This is a genomic window from Nocardia inohanensis NBRC 100128 (assembly GCF_001612945.1).
Taxonomy (GTDB): Bacteria; Actinomycetota; Actinomycetes; order Mycobacteriales; family Mycobacteriaceae; genus Nocardia; species Nocardia inohanensis.
Genome location: NZ_BDBK01000014.1, coordinates 164,315 through 187,865, shown reverse-complemented (window position 1 = coordinate 187,865; position 23,551 = coordinate 164,315). Strand labels below are relative to the sequence as shown.

The window sequence follows — 23,551 nt, the reverse complement described above, 5'->3', positions numbered from 1 at the left end:
GCGATCATCGGGAGGTGAAACCGCCGTCGACCGTCACGACCGCGCCGACCACGCTGCGGCTGCGGCCGGAGGCCAGCCAGGCGACCGTTTCGGCGATATCCGCCGCGTCGACCAGCGCGTTCGAAGGCTGATCGCGCAGGAAGAGTTTCTCGTGATCGCCCTCCAGCGCGAGCGCGTTCGCGACCTCGCTCAGCATGCGTCCTTCCAGCTCGGGTGCGTCGTGGACCGAACCGGGGCAGACCGCGTTGACACGAATCCCATGCGGGGCCAGGTCCAGTGCGGCAGCTTTGGTCAGCCCGACCAGGCCGTGCTTGGAGGCCACGTATCCGGCGAAGTTGCGGTAGCCGACCAGACCCGCGGTGGAGGCGATATTGACGATGCTGCCCGAACCCTGCGGCTTCATGATGCGGGCGGCGGCGGACAGGATTCGAAACGGCCCGGTCAGGTTGATATCGAGCATGGTCGGCCAATCCTGTTCGGACACTTGGTCGATGCCCAGACCGGAGGGCCCCACGATGCCCGCGCAATTGACGACCACATCCAGGCGGCCGAAGCGGCGCAACGCCAGCGCCATCACCGAGTCCACATCGGCCTCCGACCGGACGTCACCGAGATGGAGCTCGGCATCCGCGCCGGCCTCCAGGCACAGTTGCCGGGTGTGCTCGAGCTGGCTCTCCGAACCCAGTGGGTACGGCACTTCGGGTGTGTCGCGGCCGATATCCATCAGCACCAATGCGCAGTTCGCCTCCGCGAGCCGCAGCGCGCAAGCCCGTCCGATCCCCCGGGCCGCACCCGTCACCAGGGCGACCAGATGCTCCGCATCAGCCATGGGACACGCGCGCCGCCGCGGCGATGAACTCCAGGGTTTCGGTCAAATTGTCGGCGAGATACATGTGCCCCCCGGGGAACATTCGCAGCGAGAACTCCCCCGAGGTGGCCCTTTTCCAGCCGTGCAGATCCGGCTCGGCGACCAATTCGTCGTCGGCGCCGCGCAGTGTGGTGATCGGTGCGGCGATGATCGCGTCGGGCGCGGCCACATACGATTCGTGCATACCCACGTCGCCGCGCAGGGCGGGCAGAATGATCTGCCGCAGCTCCGGGTGCGCCAGTGTGGGATGGGTGTAACCGGCGAAAGTCTCGACCCGGGCGACGAATTCGTCGTCGGTCAGGCCGGCGGCGCGTTCGGCGCGCGGATTCCACGGGTCGGGCGATCCGCTCACGTACACGTGGTCGACGACGGAACCGAGGCTACGAGCCAGTTCGAAGGCGAGGATGGCGCCGAAGCTGTGGCCGAGCAGCAGAATGCGCTGTCCGGGTGCGGCGGCCTGGTGAATCTGCTGGGCGATATCCGCCACGGCGGCGGTCAGATCCGGATACAGCGCGTCGGCGAATCTTTCCTCGCGGCCGGGCAATTGGATCGGCAATATGTCGATCCCCGCGGGGGCCTGTGCATTGCGGTAGAACGAGGCGCCCGCACCGGCGAACGGTAGGCAAACGAGCAGGTGGGTCGACATATCGGCGAGAATGCCACATCGGCCGAGCCCGGTTGCCGGGAATCGCGTTTCGGACTTGGACGCGAGTCCAACTCTACTTCGGCGACAATACGGCACCGATCGCCCTGATCTCTTCTGATAGTGAGAGCTCATGACTTTGAAACGTGATGCAAGTCACGTTTCGGACATTGGGGATGAGCCGGTGCATCCTGCGCCGGTCGCACCGGCGCTGAGTCATGATGGCAGCAGCGGAGTCCGCGTGGACGGGCGGCCCAGTTTCTATTCTGATCGGGCGCCTGCGAGGTCGCGATCAGTTCCGTTATGCCGCATCATATTCCGGTTATATGAAAGGCTCGACTCCGCGAACGGCCGTCCGGTCCGGAGATCGAATCTCGGTTGAACCGAGTGTGAAACTTCCCTCACGGCAAGGTTTTTCCGGTTGCCGGGCGCGCGCCCGCGATTCACGATATGGTCACGCCACCATTTCGGCTGCTTGCGCATGGTGGATTTTCACCGAACGAATGGAGTACCTTGCCAACCCCTCCCGGGGTCGAATAGTCTCCAGCGAGCGCAAGTGCCGTATTGGTGGCGCAGCTCGCTTCGGAGCGTCGGGATTCGCAGCGGGTATCGAACGCGCATGTCTGGATAGGCAGCCTTCACAGGCTCGGGCGTGCGTGTGCGAACAACTAAATGCACAGCAGCAGATGAGGAGCAGTATCCATGCGTTTCGGCAGGTCCGCCATGCCGGAGGGGGCCCAGACAGGACTGCGTCGCGCTAATAGCGGTTGGCGCACACGACTTTTCGCCGCTGGTGCGGCAGCTCTGGCCATCCCGACCGCGGCCGCAGTGGCGACTCCGACGGTCGCATCGGCCGCTCCGGTGTTCAGCCCGGTGCATCGCGCACCGGCGGGCGGTTTCGAAGAACTCATGGTCCCGTCCAGTATGGGACCGATCAAGGTGCAGGTGCAGTGGGCCAAGTACGGCGGCTCCTCCGCGCTCTACCTGCTCGACGGCATGCGCGCCGGCGATGACAAGAACGCCTGGTCGAACCCGGACGAGGGCAATGCGCTCGCCACGTTCGCCGAGGACAATGTCACCGTGGTGATGCCGGTCGGCGGTCAGTCCAGCTTCTACACCGACTGGACCTCGGCCTCCAACACCAACGGCCAGAAGTACACCTACAAGTGGGAAACCTTCCTCACCAAGGAACTTCCCGACTTCCTGGCCGGCTACGGCGTCTCCAAGACCAACAACGCGGTCGCGGGCCTGTCCATGGGTGGTTCGGCCGCGCTCGCGCTGGCCGCCTACCACCGGGACCAGTTCAAGCACGCCTCCTCGTTCTCGGGCTACTTGAACCTGTCCGCGCCGGGTATGCGTGAGGCCATCCGCCTCGCCATGCTGGACGCGGGCCGCTACAACGTCGACTCGATGGCCGCCCCGTGGAGCCCGCAGTGGCTGCGCATGGACCCCTTCGTGTTCGCCCCGCAGCTCAAGGGCCTGCCCATGTTCGTCTCGTCCTCGACCGGTATCCCCGGCCGCTACGACGGTTTCGACTTCGGCACCGGCAACGCGATCGCGCTGGAAGCCCTTTCCATCGTGAACACCCGGGCCTTCGAAGCCCGCCTGGGCGCCCTCGGCATCCCGGCTCGCTTCGACTTCCCCGGTACCGGTACCCACAAGTGGAAGTACTGGGCGGAGGAGCTCTCCAAGGTGCGTCCGGACATTCTGAACGCCCTCGGAGCCTGATCCCGGGATCCGAACTTCGAACGGCCCCCCGCTCTCCGGAGCGGGGGGCCGTTCTTTGTCACGACCGCTCGGTTCTGTTGTAGCGCCCCATGATTCGCCGCAAGCGAGTACAAAAACTAATGTGACACGTGTGGCATGTGTTAGATGGGGGGTGCTCGGGCGTGTGGGGATGGCAACGCTCGCGGCAGCCACTTCGATGGTTCTCGTCAGCAGTACCGCGATCGCGGAACCCGGACCGGCGGCCGCGCCGACCGGTACCGCGATCCGAAAAGTGGTGTGGCTGAGCGACAGACGGGTCGCCCTATGGGTGGATTCACCCGCCATGGGCACCCAGATCCAGGTTCAGCTGCTGCTGGCCAGAGAGTGGAAAAGCAAGCCCGACAGTAGATTTCCCACCCTCTTCATGCTCGATGGCCTGCGCGCCGGCGACGACGAGAACGGCTGGACCAAGGAAGCGGGCGCGGAGTCCTTCTTCGCCGACAAGAACATCACCGTCGTATTGCCGGTGGGGGGCATGTCGAGCTTCTACACCGACTGGAAGAAGCCGGACCACGGCAAGTTCTACAAGTGGGAAACCTTCCTCACCAAGGAATTGCCGCCCCTGCTCGACAAGGACTGGCGCACCACGAATGTGCGTGGCGTAGCGGGTCTTTCGATGGGCGGCACCGCGGCCATGACGCTGGCGAGCCGCAATCCCGGTTTCGCGAAGTTCGTCGCCTCCTACTCCGGCCTGCTCACCCTCACCACCCCGGGTATGCCGCAGGCCGTCCAGTACTCGATGCGCGAGGCGGGCGGCTACGACTCCGACGCCATGTGGGGACCGGCCACCGATGCCGAATGGGCCTCGCACGATCCCTATGCCCTCGCCGAAAAGCTCAAGGGCGCAAGCCTGTACGTCTCCAGCGGCAGCGGCCTCGCGAGCGTCCACGACATTCCGTCCGGAATTCCCGGCGTCAGCACCGACTGGACCGGTATGGCGCTCGAAGTGCTGGCCCGCTTCTCATCCCAGCAATTCATCGCCAAACTCAACAAACTGAGCATTCCGGTCTCGGTGAATTACCGTCCGTCCGGTACTCATTCCTGGCCCTACTGGGATTTCGAGATGCGCCAATCCTGGCCGCAGGCCGCGGCCGCCCTCGGCGTCGAGGCCACCAAACCGGAGTGTGCCGCGGCGGGAGCGATTCTGCCCGTGGCACTTTCGAAGTCCTGGCTGGGCGAATGCCTCACCGCCGAGTTCACGCAGGCCGGCGGCATCGCGCAGGACTTCCGGGGCGGCCGCGTGCTGTGGTCGGCGGCCACCGGCGCGCACGCGCTGGGCGGCCTGATCGGCGGCGCGTACCAGGGCGCGGCGGGACCGGCTGGGGCACTGGGCTTTCCGACATCCGACGAAACGCCTATTTCGGGCGGATCGGAACAGAAATTCCAGCACGGCAGTATTACCTTCACCGGGGGCGGGATCGAAATTCACCTGGGCTGAACGCCGATACACGCCATTCGGACCTGGATACCCGCCAGTTATCGCTCCCACACCGGTAAAGTGCACCGCGTCCGTGACGCCCGGTCACGATGCTGTCGTTTCCCTGCGGTTCAGGAGCTCATGTTCATGGCATCACAGGTTTTTCGGCGCGCGCTCGTGGCCGCCGCGGCTGTTCTCACCCTGCCCGCCCTCGCGGCTCCGGCCCTCGCGATGCCGGTGCACGCCCCGGTGCATCGCACGCCCGAGGGCGGTTTCGAGGAGTTGATGGTCCCCTCCAGCATGGGGCCGGTGAAGGTGCAGGTGCAGTGGGCCCGGCACGGCGGTGACGCGGCGCTCTATCTGCTCGACGGCCTGCGCGCCCGCGAGGACTTCAATGCCTGGTCCTTCGAGACCAATGCCATGAAGATGTTCGCCGAGGACAATGTCACCCTGGTGATGCCGGTCGGCGGCCAGTCCAGCTTCTACACCGACTGGCGCGCGCCCTCCAGCGGCAACGGCCAGAAGTTCACCTACAAGTGGGAGACCTTCCTCTCCGAGGAGCTGCCCGCCTTCCTCGAGGGGTACGGCGTATCCCGCACCAAGAACGCGGTGGCGGGGTTGTCCATGGGCGGTTCGGCCGCACTGGCGCTGGCCGCCTATCACCGCGATCAGTTCAAGCACGCCTCCTCGTTCTCGGGCTACCTGAACATCTCCGCGCCGGGCATGCGCGAGGCCATTCGGATCGCCATGCTCGACGCGGGCCGCTTCAATGTGGATTCGATGGCCTGGCCGTGGAGCCCGCAGTGGCTGCGTATGGACCCCTTCGTCTTCGCCCCGCAGCTGCGCGGCCTGCCCATGTACGTCTCGGCCGCGGCGGGCATTCCCGGACCGCACGACAATCCGGATGGGCCGGTCGGCATCTTCAATACCGTCAATGCCATTGCCCTCGAAGCCTTGTCGATGGTCAATACGGTCTCGTTCATGGCCCGGCTGAACCAGCTCGGTATCGACGCGCACTACAGCCTGCCGTCGAACGGCACCCATTCCTGGGGTTATTGGCAGGACCAGCTCGAGTCGGCGCGCCCCGAGATCCTCGCCGCCCTCGGCGCATAACCCCCCCGTCATTCCCGCGTGCTTTTAGCGGGAATCCACACAGTGCCGTGTGGATCCCGGCCAGGATGACGAAACTGGTCGTTTGCTGTAGTGCCCCCGATTCCCGCGCGTCCTACCCGGAACCGCGCCCCATCGGGGGTACAACACTTGTGTGGCTGGAGTTGTTCGTGGGACCGGATGGACGCGCAGGCGCGGCGCGATAGCCGCCGCTGCCGCGGTATTTTCCCTGGCCGCAGGCACTGTCGTCGGGTCCGGACCGGTCGCGGCCGCACCCGATTCGACGGCCGCCCCGGCCTCGGTGCAGAAGTCGCAGTGGCTCAGTGACCGCCGAGTGTCGCTGTGGGTGAACTCGCCCGCCACCGGCGCGCCGATCGAGGTGCAATTGCTGCTGCCCCGGGACTGGCACGCCCATCCCGATGCCAAGTACCCCGTGCTGTTCATGCTCGACGGCCTGCGCGCCACCGATGACGAGAACGGCTGGACCAAGGACGCGGGCGCGGCCGGCTGGTTCGCCGACAAGAACACCCTCGTGGTGCTGCCGATCGGCGGCCAGTCCAGCTTCTACACCGACTGGCTGCAACCCGACAACGGCCGCAACTACAAGTGGGAGACCTTCCTCACCAAGGAGTTGCCGCCGCTGCTGGAGAGCCAGTGGCGGGCCACGAGTCAGCGTGCGGTGGCCGGTCTTTCGATGGGCGGCAGCGCGGCCATGATGCTCGCGGCCCGCAATCCCGGCTGGGTCAAGCACGCCGCCTCCTACTCCGGCTTCCTCACCCTCACCACGCTCGGCATGCCGCAGGCGGTCAATTTCGCCATGAAGGACGCAGGCGGTTTCGATTCCGCCGCCATGTTCGGCCCGCCCGGCAGCGAGGCGTGGAAAGAGCACGACCCCTACGAATTGGCCGACAAGCTCAAGGGTTTGAGCCTTTACGTCTCCAGCGGCAGCGGCACCGCGGGCGCGACCGATCCGCCCGGCGACCTACCCGGCCTGACCTCGAACTACGCGGGCATGGGCCTGGAGGTGCTGTCCCGCTTGAGCACCCAGAACTTCGTGGCCAAGCTGAACAAGCTGAATATCCCGGTGCAGGTCAACTACCGCCCGTCCGGTACTCACACCTGGCCGTACTGGGATTTCGAGATGCGGCAGTCCTGGCCGCAGACCGCCGCCGCGCTGGGCGTGGACTCCACCGCCACCCAGTGCACGCTGGGCGGGGCCATTGCCGGTGTGGCACAGGCCAACAACTGGCTCGGCGACTGCCTGACCGGCGAATACTCCGTCAATAATGGTGTGGCCCAGGACTTCCGGGGCGGGCAGGTCTTCTTCTCCCCGGCCACCGGCGCGCAGCCGGTCGGCGGGGCGATCGGCGGCAGTTACGCGGGCTTGAACGGCGCGGCCAGTGGACTGGGCTTCCCGACCGGTGGCGACGGCGGCCTGCCCGACGGCCGCGGCCGCTTCCAGCCCTTCCAGAACGGCTCCATCTACTGGACCCCGCAGACCGGAGCGCAGGCGGTGCGCGGAGCCATCCTCGATGCCTGGGGCAAACAAGGATTCGAGCGCAGCCCCGCCGGTTACCCGACCGGACCGGAACAGCGCACCCCCAACAAGGACGGCGTGCTCCAGGGTTTCGAGAACGGCCCCGTCTACTTCAGCCCCAAGACCGGCGCGCACCTGGTGCAGGGCCTGATTCTGGGCAAGTACTCGGGCCTCGGTTTCGAGAACAGCCCCTACGGCTTCCCGGTCTCGGATGAGCAGCCGCTCAAGGACTTCGGCCGCTACTCCGCCTTCGAGAACGGCAATATCTATTGGAGCCCGCTCTCCGGCGCCTGGGGCGTGCGCAACGGCCCGATCATGGACGCTTGGGGCGCACTGGGTTTCGAGAACGGCAATCTCGGCTTCCCGATGGCCGACGAGACCGCGGTGCCCGGCGGCGTCCAGCAGATCTTCCAATTCGGTTCGATCGTGGTGCGCGACGGCAAGCCGCAGGCGCTGACCCACGACGGCAAGCCGATCGCGCTGCCCGGTGTGGTGGAGCCACCGAAACCGGAGCCGAAGCCCGAGGCCCCCAAGCCGGAACAGCGCGCCGCGGCCGCCCCCGGATCGCAGGCCGCGACCCCGGAACCGGCCACCACCACCCAGCCCGCCCCGGTGGAACCGGTCGAGGGCTTCCCGCTCCCGATCCCCGCCCTGGGCCCCGAAGTGCGGCCCAATAACTGACGCGCCCCGCCCGCACAGCGGGCATACCGGACGCTGAGAAGTCGATGAGGTTCGTTTGTGAGCTCGGGACGTCGGCGCGGGTTACCGCTAGCCTGGGGTCCGACCTTGTGCCCGCAGACAGATCAAGGAAGCGAATAAATGCATCGGACCCGTGGAAAGGTTGTCGGCGTGGTAGCCACCCTGGCTGCCGTCGGCCTGCTCGCCGCCTGCGGCAATAACGATTCGACCGCGAAGAGCACGCCCACGCTGGCCCCGACCACGTCCAAGGCCGCCGCCTCCGCTCCCGCCACTCCGGGCGGTGAAGCCCCCGCGACCGGTCAGTCCGGCAGTCCGGAGGCGGCGCCGACCAGTTCGGCCGCGGTCGAGCGCCCGCAGCCGGTGCCCAGCCAGTTCGTCACCACCCCCAGCAATGCGACGCCGCTGACCGACAAGGACAAGGCGTTCCTGGAGGAGCTGAAGAAGAAGGGCATCACGCCCGCCTCCACCGATATCGCCCTCACCGCCGGCAATCTGGTGTGCCAGGGCAAGGCCGGCAATGCCCCGGAGGACCAGATCATCACCTACGTGACCGCCATCGCGGGTTCGGATCCGAGCTTCGACGTGTCGAAGATGCCGGTCGAGCAGGCGGGCAAGATCTATTACGAAGTCGCCTCCAGCACGTACTGCAAATAAATGATGTCGACGCGCCGCTCCGGACGCCGGTCCAAGCCGGCAGGCTGCCTGCTGATCATCGCCGTGATCGTGATCGTGATCATCCTGGCGTTGCTGCTGTGGTACCTGCTGGCGGGCCGCCTGCACCTGCCCAAGCCCACCAAGCCGGGTTCGGAGCAGCCGCCGACCTCTCAATCCGCCGACTGCCCGGACGTGTTCATGCTGTCCGTGCCCGGCACCTGGGAGTCGAACAGCAATGACGACCCCTACAACCCGACGGCGAACCCCGCCTCGCTGATGTTGAACATCTCCAATCCGGTTCGTGAGAAATTCGACAACAAGCGCCTCGAGCTCTACACCGTCCCGTATGTCGCCCAGTTCTCGAATCCGATCGCGATCCCGCCGGACGGGCAGGCGTCGTACAACAAGAGCCGCTCCGAGGGTTACGACCGCGCCAACGCGAAACTGGCCGAGACGTACAAGAATTGCCCCCTCACCACCTACGTGCTCGCGGGTTTCTCCCAGGGCGCGGTGATCGCGGGTGACCTGGCCGCGCAGATCGGCGCGGGCAAGGGCCCGGTGCCCGCGAAGCAGGTGCTCGGCGTGACGACCATCGCCGACGGCCGTCGCGACGAGGGCGGCGAGGGCAAGGCCCAGGAGATCGGTTTCTCCCCGGCCGGTGTCGGCGCGGAGGTCGCGCTCAAGGGCCTGAACGTCCCCGGCATCACCATGACCGGACCGCGCGCGGGTTACGGCGCGCTCGCCGATCGCACCTATACGATCTGCGCCTCCGGCGATCTCATCTGCGATTCCCCGGCGGCCGCTCTCAATCCGGCCAATATCCTCGGCTCGATCGGCACCCTGGTGCGGGCCGCGGGCAATCCGGTGCACAGCCTCTACAACGGCTTCGTGGTGGACGAGAACGGCACCACAGCGACCCAGTGGACCGTCAACTGGGCCAGCGGGCTCATCGAGAACGCACCGCACCCCGCGCACTCCTGATTTTCACGCGATCCGGCGAGCGAGCGCTCACCTGTGTGACGGTCTCCCGACCGACCCCCCAGTTTCAGGGTCACCTAGTAAAGTGCTCCGGGTTGCGACACCCCCCGGGTCCGGTGGGTGCTTCAACTCACATCCATGTCCTTGTTGTGTCGTTTGTGGGTTCCCACCCACCCATTTGGAGGCATTCGCGTCGGTCGGAGCGTAGGAAGAGACTGTGAGCTGGGAGATGTTCGGCCGCTCCGAAGCATGGCCGATCTACTCGTCTGTAACATGTCTCTGGTTTGAGAACATCTAGCCAATAGACGGTCACCGCGCAGACCGCAACAGAATTCAGCAGGTTGGCTCTCGCATGGAGCTCCCGCGGGCGAAAGAGAGTCGGGGCCTCACAGGTAACAGCGGCACAATCGCCGTATGCCGCCGCGTGCGCCTCGGAGGAGAAGAAGGAATGGACGAGACTTTCGACGATTACCTCGACGAAACGGGGAACATCACGATTCCCGAGGGCAGCACCCTCGTCGACTACGTCGAGAAGCACACCCACGGTAACGACGCAGATGATCTGGCGTACCGCTACATCGACTACTCACGCGAGCGCGACGGTGAGTATCAGGACCTGACCTGGAGTCAGTTCGGCACCCGGCTGCGCGCGGTGGCCGCCCGTCTTCAGCAGGTGACCAAACGGGGCGATCGGGTCGCGATCCTCGCTCCGCAGGGCCTGGACTACGTGATCTCCTTCTTCGCCGCCATCTATGCGGGCACCATCGCGGTGCCGTTGTTCGATCCGGACGAGCCGGGTCACACCGATCGCCTGCACGCGGTGCTGGGCGACTGTGAGCCTGCGGCGATCCTGACGGCCAGCTCCTCCGCCGCCGGGGTACGCCAGTTCTTCCGGTCGCTGCCCGCCGCGCAGCGTCCCCGCATCATCGCCGTGGACGCCATTCCGGACAGCGTGGGCGAGTCGTGGATCCGCCCCGATATCGCGGTCGACGATATCGCGTACTTGCAGTACACGTCGGGTTCGACACGCGTTCCCGCCGGTGTGGAAATCACGCACCGGGCGGTCGGCACGAACGTGCTCCAGATGGTCAACGCGCTTGATCTGAACTGGAATTCGCGCGGTGTCACCTGGCTGCCGCTCTACCACGACATGGGTCTGCTGACCGTGATCCTGCCCGCCGTCGGCGGCAAGTACATCACCATCATGTCGCCGGCCTCGTTCGTTCGCCGCCCCGCGCGCTGGATCAACGAACTGGCCGCGGTGGCCGACGGCGCCGGAACCTTCGCCGCCGCACCGAACTTCGCCTTCGAGCACGCCGCCATGCGCGGTCTGCCCAAGCAGGGCGAGGCCCTCGACCTCTCGAACGTCATCGGCTTGATCAATGGCTCCGAGCCGGTCACCACCTCGTCGATGAAGAAGTTCAACGAGGCGTTCGCGCCGTACGGCCTGCCCAAGACCGCCATCAAGCCCTGCTACGGCATGGCCGAGGCCACCCTGTTCGTCTCGGCCACCCGGCACGAGGACGAGGCCAAGGTCATCTACGTCGATCGCACCGAGCTCAATGCCGGCCGCATCGTGAAGGTGGAGCAGGGCACGCCCAACTCCATCGCGCAGGTTTCCTGTGGCTACGTGGCGCTTTCGCAGTGGGGCGCCATCGTGGACGCCGAGACCGTCGACGATCCCGAGGGTGCGCGTGAGCTGCCCGAGGGTCAGGTCGGCGAGATCTGGTTGCACGGCAACAACATCGGCATCGGTTACTGGGGTCGCGCGGAGGAGACGCAGAAGACCTTCCGTAACCGGTTGACCCGCCGTCTGCCCACCGGCAGCCACGCCGAAGGCGTTCCGGCCGAAGGCAACTGGCTGCGCACCGGCGACTACGGCGTGTACGTGGACGGCGAGCTGTACATCACCGGCCGGGTCAAGGACCTGGTCATCGTGGACGGCCGCAACCACTACCCGCAGGATCTGGAGTACTCCGCGCAGGAAGCCTCCAAGGCGCTGCGCCCCGGTTTCGTCGCGGCCTTCGCGGTCCCGGCCAACCAGCTGCCCGCCGAAGTGTTTGCGCAGGACAGCCATTCGGGTCTGAGCTTCGATGCGGAGGATGGCAGCGAACAGCTGGTTATCGTCGCGGAGCGCGGTCCGGGCGCCGGCAAGGCCGATCCGGGGCCCATCGCGGATGCGGTGCGCGCGGCGGTCTCCTCCCGGCACGGCGTCACCGCGCGTGACATCCTGCTGGTGCCCGCGGGCTCGATTCCCCGTACCTCCAGTGGCAAGATCGCGCGTCGTGCCTGCAAGGCGGCGTACTTGGAAGGCACACTGCGTGGTGGTTACACGCAGCAAGCTTTCCCCGATGCACCAGACGAGGAATGAGGCTTAAGCCTCATCGGTTGAATGGCGCGAGCCCCGGCGGCTCGCGCCATTCGTTGAATCACCACCGATTCACTGCCGCGCACTCTACGCAGACAGGTAGCTTGAGGACTGATGGCTGAGAACGAGGGCATGCCCCCCACCAACACGACCGAGGACGCTCCGACGGCTGCCGAAGGCGCGCCGAAGTCCGCACCCACCGGTGCGGACATGACGGTGCCGGAACTGCGGGAGTGGCTGCGCAAGTGGGTCGCCGACGCGACCGGGCAGCCGCTGGAGAACATCACCGTGGATCGGCCGATGGAGGAATTCGGGCTGGCCTCGCGGGATGCGCTCGCGCTCGGTGGTGACATCGAAGAGTTGACGGGTGTGCTGCTCAACGCCACCGTCGTCTATCAGCATCCGACCATCGCCTCGCTGGCGGAGCGAATCATCAACGGGGAACCGGAACTTCCGGTCGAATCGGTCGACGAGTCGTTCTACACGGCCGGATTCCAGCCGGACGAAGCGCACGACATCGCCATCGTCGGCCTCTCCACCCGGCTGCCCGGTGCGGGCACTACGCCCGAATCCACTTGGGATTTCCTGATCAATCGCGGCGACGGCGTCCGTGATCTACCCGAAGGCCGCTGGGACGAGTTCCGGGGCGATCCGCGCCTGGACGAGATGATCGAGAAGTCGAATGTCCGGGGCGGCTACCTGGATCAGGAAGTCATCAAGGGCTTCGACGCGGAATTCTTCGCCACCTCGCCGGTCGAGGTCGAGCGCATGGATCCGCAGCAGCGACTTTCGCTCGAGCTGACCTGGGAAGCCTTGGAGCACGCCCGGATTCCGGCCAACGAGCTCAAGGGCAAGCCGGTGGGCGTGTACATCGGCTCGACCGGCAATGACTTCATGATGATCGCGGCCATGGGCGTCGGCAATGCCGAACCGGGCACCCCGGCCTCGGCCGAGGCGTACGGCATCATGGGCTCGGTTTCGTCGATCATCCCGAACCGCGTCTCCTACTTCTTCGACTTCCGCGGTCCGTCGGTCTCGGTCGACACCGCCTGCTCCTCCACCATGGTCGCCGTGCACGAGGGCGTGCGCGCGCTGCGCGGCGGCGAGGCCGATCTGGCCATCGCCGGCGGCGTGAACATGATCCTGGCTCCGGCCGCCTCGCTCGGCTTCGACGCCAATGGCGGTGTGGCCAAGGACGGTCACGTCAAGGCGTTCTCCGCCGAAGCGGACGGCATGGTCCGCTCCGAGGGCGGCGGCATGGTGGTGCTCAAGCGCCTGGCCGACGCCGAACGTGACGGCGACACCATCTACGCGGTGGTCAAGGGCTCCGCGGTGAACAATGACGGCCGTTCCAACGGTCTGCTCGCGCCCAACCCGGATGCGCAGGCCGAATGCCTGCGCCGCGCCTACCGCGATGCCGGAATCGCGCCCTCCACCGTCGATTACATCGAGGCGCACGGCACCGGCACCGCGCTCGGCGACCCCATCGAAGCCGATGCCCTGGCCCGCGTGGTCGGTCGCGGCCGCGACGACGACAAGCCCGCGCTGCTGGGTTCGTCCAAGACCAACTTCGGTCATCTGGAGTCGGGCGCGGGCGCGGCCAGCTTCGCCAAGGTGATCATGGCGTTGCGGCACAACGTGATTCCGCCGAACCTCGGCTTCGCCAACCCCAGCCCGTTCATCCCGTGGGATACCGCGCACCTGAAGGTCGTCGCGGAGCCCACCGAATTCCCGCGCTACAGCGGCAAGGCCACCATCGGCATCTCCGGCTTCGGCTTCGGCGGCACCAACGCCCACGTGGTGGTGCAGGAGTACGTGCCGGTCACCGCCGCGCCCGCCGCGGAGACCACCGACGAGACCGGCGCGGGCCTGGACAACGAGACCACCGATGTGGTCGCCGAGGCCGAGCGCATCACCGAAGCCGCTGCGCCGGAAGCCGAATGGGGCAATCGCGAAGAGCCGCTGCCGCTGATCCTCCCGGTCTCGGCGTACCTGCCCTCGCGTCGTCGCCGCGCCGCCGCCGATCTGGCCGATTGGCTGGAATCCGAAGCGGGACAGGCGACTCCGCTGGTCGCTGTGGCCCGTTCGCTGGCCAAGCGCAATCACGGTCGTTCGCGTGGCGTGGTCATCGCCAAGACCCACGAAGAGGCCGTCGCCGGCCTGCGCGCCATTGCCGAGGGCAAGCCCGGCACCGGCGTGTTCACCGCCGACTCGCCGTCGATTCGCGGACCGCTGTGGGTGATGGCCGGTTTCGGCGCCCAGCACCGCAAGATGGGCAAGCAGCTCTACACCGAGAACTCGATCTTCCGTAAGGCCGTCGACGAGGTCGACGAGCTGGTCGTGGACGAGGCCGGGTACTCGGTCAAGGAAATGATTCTCGACGATGCCCAGGACTGGGACATCGGCACCGGCCAGGTCGGCACCTTCACCGTCCAGGTCGGCCTGGCCGCCATCCTGCGTGCGCACGGCGCACAGCCGGAGGGCGTGGTCGGCCACTCGCAGGGTGAGGTTGCCGGCGCGTACATTTCGGGCGGCCTGCCCCTGGAGGACGCGGTCCGGGTGATCTGCGCGCGCTCCCGCCTGATGGGCGAGGGCGAGGCCATGATCACCGACGATCAGGTCCGGAACATGGCGCTGCTGGAGTACTCGGCGCAGGAGATCGCCAAGCTCCAGGAGACCGAGTTCCCCGATATCGAGGTCGCGGTCTACGCCGCGCCCACCAATACCGTCATCGGCGGCATGCCGGATCAGGTGGCGGCCATCGTGGCGCGCGCCGAATCCGAGGGCAAGTTCGCCCGCGTGCTCCAGACCCGCGGCGCCGGCCACACCTCGCAGATGGACATGCTGCTCGGTGAATTGGCCGCCGAGCTGGCCGGTTTGGAGCCGACCAAGCTGAAGCACGACCTGTACTCGACCGTCCACAAGGACGGCGTCTACCGCGCGGGCCACGACCCGGTGCACGATGTCGACTACTGGGTCACCAATATGCGCGGCTCGGTGTACTTCACCAATGCCATCCGACAGGCCGTCGACACCGGTATCACCACCTACCTGGAGCTGGCCCCGAACTCGGTGGCGCTCATGCAGGTCATGGGCACCACGTTCGCGGCCGGCGTGCACAACGCCGCGCTCATCCCGACGCTGAAGCGTAAGGAAGACGAGGCCGCGGGCATCATCACCGCGATGGCCCAGCTGTATGTGAACGGCCACTACGTGGATCTGCCTTCGCTGCTTCCGGCGGGCGACGGCTACGCGGATATCCCGCGCACCGCGTTCCTGCGGAAGCAGTACTGGCCCAAGGCCTCCGGTGGTTTCGGCGGCGGTTCGGGCAACACCCGCGTCCCGGGCGCGTACGTCGCGCTGCCGGACGGCCGCCACGTGTGGGAGGTGCGGGCGAGTGCCGTCACCGACCTGTCGGCCCTGGTGCATGCCGCTGCCTCGCAGGTGCTTTCGGATGTCACCGTGGGTGCGTCCGTCGCGCACTTCGCGATTCCGCTGTCCGGCACCCTGACCACCACGCTCACCCCGCATCCGGGCGGCGCGTCGGTGTCGGTGCACGCCAAGGAGGGCAATGCCTTCCGCCTGCTCTTCGACGCGGTGGTCACCTCCGGCGCTCCGCTGCCGGAATCCGCTGTGGCGCAGCCGGTCGCGGCTCCGGCGGCCGAGGTCGCGGTGCTGGAGACGGCTCCCGGTGAGCGCTGGGATCCGAACGGCTCGCAGACCATCGAGCAGCGCCTGGGCATCATCGTGGCCGAATCCATGGGTTACGCCGTGGAGGACCTCCCGATGGAGATCCCGCTCATGGAGCTCGGCCTCGACTCCCTGATGGCCATGCGGATCAAGAACCGCGTCGAGTACGAATTCGACATCCCGCAGCTGCAATTGCAGGCCGTGCGCGATGCCAGCCTGCTCGAGGTCGGCAAGGTGCTGCGCTACGCCATCGAGCACCGCGATCAGCTGAACGAGATCGCCGCGCGGCAGGCCGCCGGTGAGGACATCACCGTCGACGCCGACTTCGTGTCGGCCGCGCGCGCCGCCATGGCCTCCGGCGCCGATCCGGCCGCGCTGCTGCCGCAGGTCGAGACCACCGATCCGGTCGCCGAGGCCGAGCAGATCACCGAAGCCGTTGCGCCCGAACCGGTTACCGCCGACTACGAGGCGTCCGCGCCGGTCGCGGAGACCGACGCCGACAATGTGCCGCCGCGCAATGCCCCCGAACGCCTCGCGTTCGCGACCTGGGCGCTGGTGACCGGCAAGTCCGCGGGCGGCATCTTCAACCCGCTGCCCGAGCTGGACGCCGCCACCTTCGACAAGCTGGTGGCTCGCCTGTCCGAGCGGGTGCAGGCCGAGATTCCGGCCGACGAGGTGCGTGCCTGCAAGACGATCGAGCGGCTCGCCGACGTGGTCGCCTCCTACCAGGAGCACGGCAGTGACGTCGAAGGCTTCGTGCGCACCCTGCGGGCGCGGACGGCGGATTCGACCGAGCCGCCGGTGTTCGTCTTCCACGCCTCGGGCGGCAATACCCTCGCCTACGACGCACTGGTGAAGCGCCTGCCGGCCACCACCCCGGTGTACGGCTTCGAGCGGGTCGACGGCTCCATCGAAGAGCGTGCGCGCCAGTACATTCCGGAGATCCTGAAGCGTCAGCCCGAGGGACCGTACGTGCTGTACGGCTGGTCGCTGGGTGGCGTGTTCGCGTTGAAGGTGGCCGAGCTCATGCGCGCCGACGGCCACGATGTGGGCGTCGTCGGCCTGATCGATGTGGCGCTGCCGGCGCAGCCGCACGTCGATACCCCCGAGGAGCGCGTCGCGCGCATCCGGCGGTTCCAGAACTTCGCCAAGAAGACCTACGGCTTCGAGGGCGAGCTGGACGACGAGCAGCTCGAGGAATTGGCCGCCGCCTCCGACGAGGATCAGATCGACATCGTCATGCAGCTGGTCAAGTTCGCGGGCGTCGACATCCCCGGCGGCGTGCTCGAGCATCAGCGCACCTCCTTCATCGACGGCGGCGAGCTGTACCGGTTGTCGCCCATGCGTTACGAAGGTCACGTGGTTCTTTACCTGGCGGACCGGTATCACGACGGAATCATCGAACTGGAACCACGTTTCGGTGAGCGGCTGCCCAATGGCGGCTGGGAGGAGCACATTCCGGATCTGGAGATCATCCACATTCCGGGTGACCACCTCCAGATCATCGATGAGCCGCGGATCGCGACCATCGGGGCGGATCTCACCGGGAAACTCGCCGAGATCGCTTCCGCGGCGAAATAGCACCACAGCGAAACGGGTTCTGCGAAAGTAGGTATCACAGCCGAAAGGGGACCAGTGAGTACTGCCGGGAAACTCGCCGACCTGCGACAGAAGCTGGAAGTCGCGAGAGAACCGGCAGGAGCAGCGGGAATCGCGAAGCGGGCGCGCAAGGGTATCCCTTCCGCCCGCGACCGGATCAATATGCTCTTCGATCCGGGCACCTTCGTGGAAATCGGTGCGCTGGTCCGCAATCCGGGTGACAAGAACGCGCTCTACGGCGACGGCGTGGTCACCGGCCACGGCCTCGTCGAAGGCCGCCCCGTCGCTGTCTTCTCGCACGACCAGACCGTCTACGGCGGTTCGGTCGGCGAGATGTTCGGCCGCAAGGTCGCCGGCATCATGGAGTTCGCCGCCAAGGTCGGCTGCCCGGTGGTCGGCATCAACGACTCCGGCGGCGCGCGCGTGCAGGAGGCGGTGACCTCGCTGGCCTGGTACGCCGAGCTGGGTCGTCGCCAGGAACCGTTGTCCGGCTTGGTCCCTCAGATCTCGATGATCCTGGGCAGTTGCGCGGGCGGCGCGGTCTACGCGCCCATCAATACCGATGTCGTGGTCGCCACCGAGGCCGCCTACATGTTCGTCACCGGCCCCAAGGTGATTCGCGAGGTCACCGGCGAGGACGTCTCGCTGGAGGAGCTCGGCGGCGCGAATTCCCAAGCGCAGTACGGCAATATCCACCATGTCGCCAAGGACGAGGCCGCAGCTTTCCAGTGGGTTCGTGACTACCTCGGTTATCTCCCCTCCAGCTGCCAGGAACTCCCGCCCATCGTGAACCCCGGTCTGGAACCGGAGCTCACCGAATCGGATCAGGAGCTGCGCGGCATCGTGCCCGATGCCGACAACGCCGCGTACGACATGCACGAGATCCTGCTGCGCATCTTCGACGACGGCGCGTTCCACGAGTTCGGGGAATCCGCGGGCCGCAATGTCATCTGCGGTTTCGCCCGGGTGGACGGCCGCACCGTCGGCGTGGTCGCCAACCAGCCCATGGTCTACGCCGGCGCGCTGGACGCCCGCGCCTCCGACAAGGCCGCGCACTTCGTCCGGCTCTGCGATGCCTTCGAGATCCCGCTGGTGTTCGTGGTCGACACTCCGGGCTTCCTACCCGGGGTGGAGCAGGAGAAGATCGGCGTCATCAAACGCGGTGGCCGCTTCATCTTCTCGTTCGTGGAGGCCACCGTTCCGAAGGTCACCGTGGTCATCCGCAAGTCCTACGGCGGCGGTTACGCCGTCATGGGTTCCAAACAGCTGGGCGCGGACGTCAACCTGGCTTGGCCCACCGCCCGCATCGCGGTGATGGGCGCGGAATCGGCCGTCAGCCTGATCGGGGCGAAGTCCTTGGAGGCGGCGCCGGAGGATCAGCGCGCGGCCCTGCGCCAGCAGATGATCGACTTCTACAACGCCACCATGGCGACCCCGTGGGTGGCGGCCGAACGCGGCTATATCGACGCCGTCATCGACCCCGCCACCACCCGGCTGGAGATTCGTCGCGCGCTGCACCTGCTGCGCGACAAGAAGCTCCCACGCAACCCCCGTAAACACCATCTTTTGCCGCTCTGACCTACCGGCGACGGCTCGCCGATTACACCGAATCGATCGGTCGTCCGGGCCGGATGTGAGAGCCTTCAGCTATGAGTACACCGAAGGCATTGCTCGAAGGCGGGCCGGACGGCCTGAAGCAGCGGATCGTGCCCATCACCCCGCCGGGCATAGAGTTGCGGGTTGCTTTCGGGGGTGGGTACGAGCGCTTCAAGGTGACTCCGCGCTGGGAAGACACCCCCGAGGGCAGTCTTCCGGTGTACGAATGGATCGCTCACATCGACGCGTGAGTCGATACGAAACCGGTCAGTGCGCGGCGCGGCGGATGGGCTGGCGCGTCGGCACCGGATCCTTGGCGAGGAAGTCCGCGACCAGGGAGTAGACCGCGGCCGGTTTCTCCATAACCAGCAGATGTGACGTGCCGGGGATGATGGCCAGCTCGGAGTCCGGGATCGCGCGATACAGCGCGAGGGTGTGCTCCGCCGCGATGGCGTCGTCGTCCCCGGCCATGACCAGGGTGCGCACGCGCAGGGCCGACAGGTCCGCGGGGGTGAGAGCGGGTTCCGCGCGCTCCATTTCGATGATCTTGCGAACCACGACGGGGAAGTGGTCTTCGCCCTGGGGAGAGACCTCGCCGTAGCGGGCGCCCAGACGCTGCATGGCCTCCTCGCTCGTGAAGCTCTCCAATACCCCCGGCAGCAGGCCGTCGTGATGGAAGTTCCCGCTGATCAGAACCAGTCTGCGGATCAGGTCCGGGCGGCGCAGCGCGACCAGCAGGGCGACATTCGCGCCCGAGCTGTAACCGACCAGATGGGCGGGTTCACCGACCACCTTCTCCAGGAAGGCGATCAGGTCCTCGGCCATCGCGTCGAACGACATCGGCCCGTCGACATCGGACGTGTGCCCGTGCCCGCGCCGATCGGTCTTGTAGACCCGGAACCGCCCCACCAGTGATTCCATGGCCGGCGCGAACATTCGGGAATCGACGAAGGAGCCGTGCAGCAGGACCACCGGTTCGCCGTCACCGTGCACGTCGTACCAGGTCGCGACATCGCCGAGTTGAACATTCACCATGGTGTCCATCCTTCCGGGTGGCGGAGGTCACCCTCACAATGGGTACCCGTTCACGGTGAGACCACCGGAAAGCGAAGTGGCCGTCCGCGATTCGCGGACGGCCACTTCACTACGGGCCGGTCGGGTCAGGAGGCCCTGATCTTGCCGGGGGACCAGAAGCCGGAGCGGGGGGCGGTGCCGGTCTGGATCTCGGGCTTGCGGTCGGCGTCCGGGTAGTACTGGGTGTACTGCTCGAGGGAGCCCCAGTCGCGGTCCCAGTTGTCGCGGAGATAGGTGGGGATGGTTTTGGAGGAGGCGAGCATTTCGCTGAAGCCGAGCGGGCCGCCGAACTCCTCGGCCTGCCAGGTGTTGGTGGAGCTGATGGCCAGCGGGCGGTCCGGCAGGATGCGGAAGTTGGGGACTTCGGCGATGCCGTAGCGGTGATCGAACGGGCGCTGGCAGGGGAACTGGAGGCCGACCGCCCAGTCCAGCAGGATGGGCTGCTCGGAACCCAGGTAGTCGTTGAGGGTTTGCAGTTTGGGGACGCGCGGCGGGGTGAACGCCAGCCACTGGTCGCCGATCAGGATGGGATCGACGGCGTGGATGCGGACCGCGTCGGCCTCGGCGGGCAAGGCGGAGAAGGGGACTCGCAGATTGCGCCAGGACGGGGCGGGGCCGATGTCCTGGGGACGGTATTCGCCCAGTTCGGTGACGCTGCCGTCGGCGTTCTTGTGCCCGTACTGCACCACCAGCGTCTGGCCGTAGGTCATGTTGCCGGTGGAGTCGAAGGAGAGCACGCGCCCGGCCGCCGAGATGACGATGAGCGGCGAGTCGTCAGAGCGCGCGGGCAGGCCGTACCAGCTGGAGGTGAGGGTGGCGGGCTGCTGCACGCCGTCCTGCCAGGAGCCCATGATCGGGGTGGTGGCGGGGTCGAGGCCGAAGGGCAGCGCCACGGTGGAGCCGTTCACGCCCTCCGCGCCCTTGCCGCCGCCGGTGCCGGCGTTCTGGCCCTCCTCGAAGGCGGGGCCGACGGTCTGGGTGGAGGTATTGCCGGTGCCGGGTTTGACCTCGACGGCGTCGGCATCGAGTTTCACGGGAACGCCGTTGGGGGAGAAGCCGACCGGGTTCTCGCCGGCGAGCGGATCGCCGGTGGGCGGGTGCGCCGGATCGATGATGGGCGCGAGATTGCCCTTGTTCACCTCGGTTTCGACGAGCACGTCGCCGGCGAGCCCGCAGCTCTTGCCCGCGAGCGCGTCGAAGTTGGAGCGGCCCAGCGAGTACGCGGGGTACTGCGAGACCGCGCCCTTGAGCATGGACAGCACTTCGAATACGACCATGAGCGCCGCCACCACGGTCAACGGGATGGCCGCGAACTTGCGGATCCGCTTGCCGCGCTGCGTCTTCCCGTTGGCCAGTGGTTTGGCGTAGCCCTCGCGCAGCCCCTGCCAGGCGACCACGGCCAGCGCCAGGCCGAACAGCAGCAGCACGATGGTGTTGGACTGGACGCCGTGCAGCGAGACGCGCTTGTCGAACCACGGCACGCCGTAGCTGGAGACGTACCAGTATCCGTTGATGCCGGAGAAGGCCAGGGCGAGGGTGAACAGCAGCCCGGCCAGGAACACCGACCGGTTCTTGCGGGAGCGAAGTGCGGTGGCGGACACGGCAACCGCCGTCACCGCCGCCAGCGATCCCGCGATGCCCGCGTACGCGCCGAAGTGGTGGGTCCACTTGGTCGGGTTGAACATCATGAAGAAGATGGTTCCGAAGACCACGCCCATCAGCCGCCAGGTCGGGCCGGAGGCGATGCCCGGCACCTGCCGCCGCCGCAGCAGCACCAGCATGGTGGTGATCAGGCAGAGGATCATGACCAGGAACGCGAAGCGGCGCGCCAGCGACCCGTCCACGGTCTCCACGAACAGGTAGTAGTACCGCAGATAATCCTTGTACCAGGCGAGATTCGGCCCGGTGGCCTGCCGCACCCGGTTGGCCTCCATGATGCCGGCGAAGGTCTGGTCGCCGAAAACGACCACCAGGACCAGGGTTCCGGCCGCGGCTATCGGCGCCAGCAGCGCGACGTCGCCGAACTGCTTGCGCCGCCGGACCGCGATCGCCACGAGGGGCCGGATACCGGCGAGCAGCGCCGCCACACACATCAGACCGGTCGGTGCGGCCGCCAGGGTGAACGCCGCGACCAGCACCGCCACCGCCGCGGGCAGCAATCGTGAAGTGGCAATGGCTCGTTCGATGGAGACCCAGGTCAGCAACGCGCCCAGCGCCACGATCGGCTCCGAACGCAGGCCGTTGTCATAGGGCAGCCAGAAGGCCAGGAACACCAGACCGCCGGTCCACAGCGCCACCTTGGACTTGGAGACCGCGTTGCCGAGCCGCGGCACCACCTCGCGGCTGATCACCAGCCAGCACAGGATGCCGCAGAGCAGCGCCGGAATCCGCACCCACGGGCTCGCGGTGGAGATCTCCGAGAACGCCTGGATGACGTAGTAGTACCAGCCGAACGGCGCTTCGGGCACGCCGAACCAGCGGAAGTAGTTGGCCATGTACCCCGCGTGCGGCGCGACCCGGACCATGGTCAGGATGTAGCCGTCGTCGGAGGTGTTCGCGCCGATGAAATGCCACAGCAGCAGTGTGCCGATGACGCCGCCGTCCGCCCAGGTCGGCTTCAGCCAGTGCGCCGGGAAGATGCGCCGATGCCCGCGCCCGTCGCTGGTGTCCAGTACGGCGAGCGCACCCATGGCCAGCAGCGTCAGCAGCACGGCGGCGATGATCGCCACCAGCTTGATCACGGTCGGCGTGGAGGAGAACCGCGAGTCCACGTCCATGTGGAACGAAAGACCGTCCGGCACCGCGCCTTTCATATCGGTGAAGACGCCGGTCACCTGGGGCCGCAGATCGCCGCCGAGCTGGCCCTCGACCGGCACGGTGATGATTTCGCGCCCGCCGTCGGCCGTCGGCTTCTCGATGGTGCGGGTCAGGCCCTCGAAGCGCGCGTAGGTCTTGGCATCGTCGGAGGTGATGACGATCGACGAGCACTCGCTCATCCGCTCGCGCGGCGCGGAGACCACGACGGCATTGCGGTCCAGTACATCCACCGACTCGCCCGACACCCGGACGAACAGTGCCTCCAGGTCCGCCCCCTTGCCCTGTGGCGGCGCGGTTGCCAGCAGAATGCCGCCGCGCGGATCCAGCTGCTGCACAGCGCTGCACGGGATGGTGACGTCGAGGCTCAGCGGCACCTGCGACATCAACGGCGCGTCGATGCTCTGCAAGGAACCGTGCTGCGGCCAGTTGATCGCCGCGGTCGTCTGCTGCACCGGAAGGAACGGCGTGGCGAGCGCGAACAGCGCGCCCAGCAGACCCGCGACTATGGCGATCGTCTTGGCGATCCGGAAGTCGCGCGAGGACGCGGGAGGTTCCGCCGGTTGCGGCGGTTTGGTCAGCACTGCGGAGGCGTCGGACACGGTTGCTGATCGTATCGGTAGGAACCCGAAGTGGCGCTGTTCACTCCGGCGACGCGACACGCATACCGGCGTCCCTCGTCATCCCGGCATGCCTTCAGCCGGGATCCACACGCCCACCGTGTGGATTCCCGCTAA

General features: G+C 67.0%; 13 protein-coding genes and 1 pseudogene. 10 read left to right on the top strand and 4 right to left on the bottom strand.

Annotated features, from left to right (window positions below):
* Nucleotides 1-4: 4 nt before the first annotated feature.
* Together NI1_RS26450 and NI1_RS26445 are read right to left on the bottom strand one after the other, a co-directional pair.
* The gene (locus NI1_RS26450) at nt 5-829 is read right to left on the bottom strand and encodes an SDR family oxidoreductase (protein WP_067825809.1); all 825 of its coding nucleotides are present in this window, start codon (nt 827-829) and stop codon (nt 5-7) included.
* A complete protein-coding gene (locus tag NI1_RS26445) occupies nt 822-1,514 on the bottom strand; it encodes a thioesterase II family protein (RefSeq protein ID WP_067825807.1) in 693 nt (230 codons plus the stop codon). The genes NI1_RS26450 and NI1_RS26445 overlap by 8 nt, the downstream gene beginning before the upstream one ends.
* A 720-nt stretch (nt 1,515-2,234) precedes the next feature.
* Between NI1_RS26445 and NI1_RS26440 the strand changes: the two genes are divergently transcribed.
* From NI1_RS26440 to NI1_RS26395, 10 genes and pseudogenes are all read left to right on the top strand, one after another.
* Nucleotides 2,235-3,239: an alpha/beta hydrolase gene (locus tag NI1_RS26440; protein ID WP_439957303.1), complete on the top strand. Its 1,005-nt coding sequence runs from the start codon at nt 2,235-2,237 to the stop codon at nt 3,237-3,239.
* 169 nt (nt 3,240-3,408) lie between these two features.
* Nucleotides 3,409-4,686 (top strand): annotated as a pseudogene (locus tag NI1_RS26435) (alpha/beta hydrolase-fold protein); the annotation flags it as partial.
* Between the two features lie 156 nt (nt 4,687-4,842).
* A complete protein-coding gene (locus tag NI1_RS26430; protein ID WP_245663408.1) occupies nt 4,843-5,808 on the top strand; it encodes an alpha/beta hydrolase in 966 nt (321 codons plus the stop codon).
* 151 nt (nt 5,809-5,959) lie between these two features.
* Nucleotides 5,960-8,023 (top strand): alpha/beta hydrolase-fold protein, encoded by a 2,064-nt coding sequence (locus tag NI1_RS26425; protein WP_084523728.1) that lies wholly within the window; start codon nt 5,960-5,962, stop codon nt 8,021-8,023.
* Between the two features lie 138 nt (nt 8,024-8,161).
* Complete coding sequence (locus NI1_RS26420; protein ID WP_067825801.1) at nt 8,162-8,695, top strand: DUF732 domain-containing protein; 534 nt, start codon at nt 8,162-8,164, stop codon at nt 8,693-8,695.
* 3 nt (nt 8,696-8,698) lie between these two features.
* Nucleotides 8,699-9,676 (top strand): cutinase family protein, encoded by a 978-nt coding sequence (locus NI1_RS26415; RefSeq protein ID WP_174564527.1) that lies wholly within the window; start codon nt 8,699-8,701, stop codon nt 9,674-9,676.
* A gap of 445 nt (nt 9,677-10,121) precedes the next feature.
* Nucleotides 10,122-12,044: a long-chain-fatty-acid--AMP ligase FadD32 gene (gene fadD32 / locus NI1_RS26410; protein WP_067825798.1), complete on the top strand. Its 1,923-nt coding sequence runs from the start codon at nt 10,122-10,124 to the stop codon at nt 12,042-12,044.
* 111 nt (nt 12,045-12,155) lie between these two features.
* The gene (gene pks13 / locus NI1_RS26405) at nt 12,156-17,312 is read left to right on the top strand and encodes a polyketide synthase Pks13 (protein ID WP_084523725.1); all 5,157 of its coding nucleotides are present in this window, start codon (nt 12,156-12,158) and stop codon (nt 17,310-17,312) included.
* A gap of 54 nt (nt 17,313-17,366) precedes the next feature.
* The gene (locus tag NI1_RS26400; RefSeq protein WP_067825796.1) at nt 17,367-18,908 is read left to right on the top strand and encodes an acyl-CoA carboxylase subunit beta; all 1,542 of its coding nucleotides are present in this window, start codon (nt 17,367-17,369) and stop codon (nt 18,906-18,908) included.
* 71 nt (nt 18,909-18,979) lie between these two features.
* Nucleotides 18,980-19,177, top strand: a complete 198-nt coding sequence (locus NI1_RS26395) for a DUF5988 family protein (protein ID WP_067825794.1) — start codon at nt 18,980-18,982, stop codon at nt 19,175-19,177.
* 16 nt (nt 19,178-19,193) lie between these two features.
* Here the strand turns inward: NI1_RS26395 and NI1_RS26390 are convergent, their stop codons facing one another.
* Together NI1_RS26390 and NI1_RS26385 are read right to left on the bottom strand one after the other, a co-directional pair.
* A complete protein-coding gene (locus tag NI1_RS26390; protein WP_084523777.1) occupies nt 19,194-19,961 on the bottom strand; it encodes an alpha/beta fold hydrolase in 768 nt (255 codons plus the stop codon).
* A 125-nt stretch (nt 19,962-20,086) separates the two neighbouring features.
* Nucleotides 20,087-23,416, bottom strand: coding sequence for an arabinosyltransferase domain-containing protein (locus NI1_RS26385; RefSeq protein ID WP_084523723.1), 3,330 nt, complete (start codon nt 23,414-23,416; stop codon nt 20,087-20,089).
* Nucleotides 23,417-23,551 lie beyond the last annotated feature (135 nt).

Excerpts from the sequence above, each read along its gene's own strand:
- NI1_RS26420 (WP_067825801.1), top strand. The coding sequence starts at position 8,162 with ATGCATCGGACCCGTGGAAAGGTTGTCGGCGTGGTAGCCACCCTGGCT.
- NI1_RS26440 (WP_439957303.1), top strand. The coding sequence starts at position 2,235 with ATGCCGGAGGGGGCCCAGACAGGACTGCGTCGCGCTAATAGCGGTTGG.
- fadD32 (WP_067825798.1), top strand. The coding sequence starts at position 10,122 with ATGGACGAGACTTTCGACGATTACCTCGACGAAACGGGGAACATCACG.
- NI1_RS26415 (WP_174564527.1), top strand. The coding sequence starts at position 8,699 with ATGTCGACGCGCCGCTCCGGACGCCGGTCCAAGCCGGCAGGCTGCCTG.
- NI1_RS26395 (WP_067825794.1), top strand. The coding sequence starts at position 18,980 with ATGAGTACACCGAAGGCATTGCTCGAAGGCGGGCCGGACGGCCTGAAG.
- NI1_RS26445 (WP_067825807.1), bottom strand. The coding sequence starts at position 1,514 with ATGTCGACCCACCTGCTCGTTTGCCTACCGTTCGCCGGTGCGGGCGCC.
- pks13 (WP_084523725.1), top strand. The coding sequence starts at position 12,156 with ATGGCTGAGAACGAGGGCATGCCCCCCACCAACACGACCGAGGACGCT.
- NI1_RS26430 (WP_245663408.1), top strand. The coding sequence starts at position 4,843 with ATGGCATCACAGGTTTTTCGGCGCGCGCTCGTGGCCGCCGCGGCTGTT.
- NI1_RS26450 (WP_067825809.1), bottom strand. The coding sequence starts at position 829 with ATGGCTGATGCGGAGCATCTGGTCGCCCTGGTGACGGGTGCGGCCCGG.
- NI1_RS26390 (WP_084523777.1), bottom strand. The coding sequence starts at position 19,961 with ATGGTGAATGTTCAACTCGGCGATGTCGCGACCTGGTACGACGTGCAC.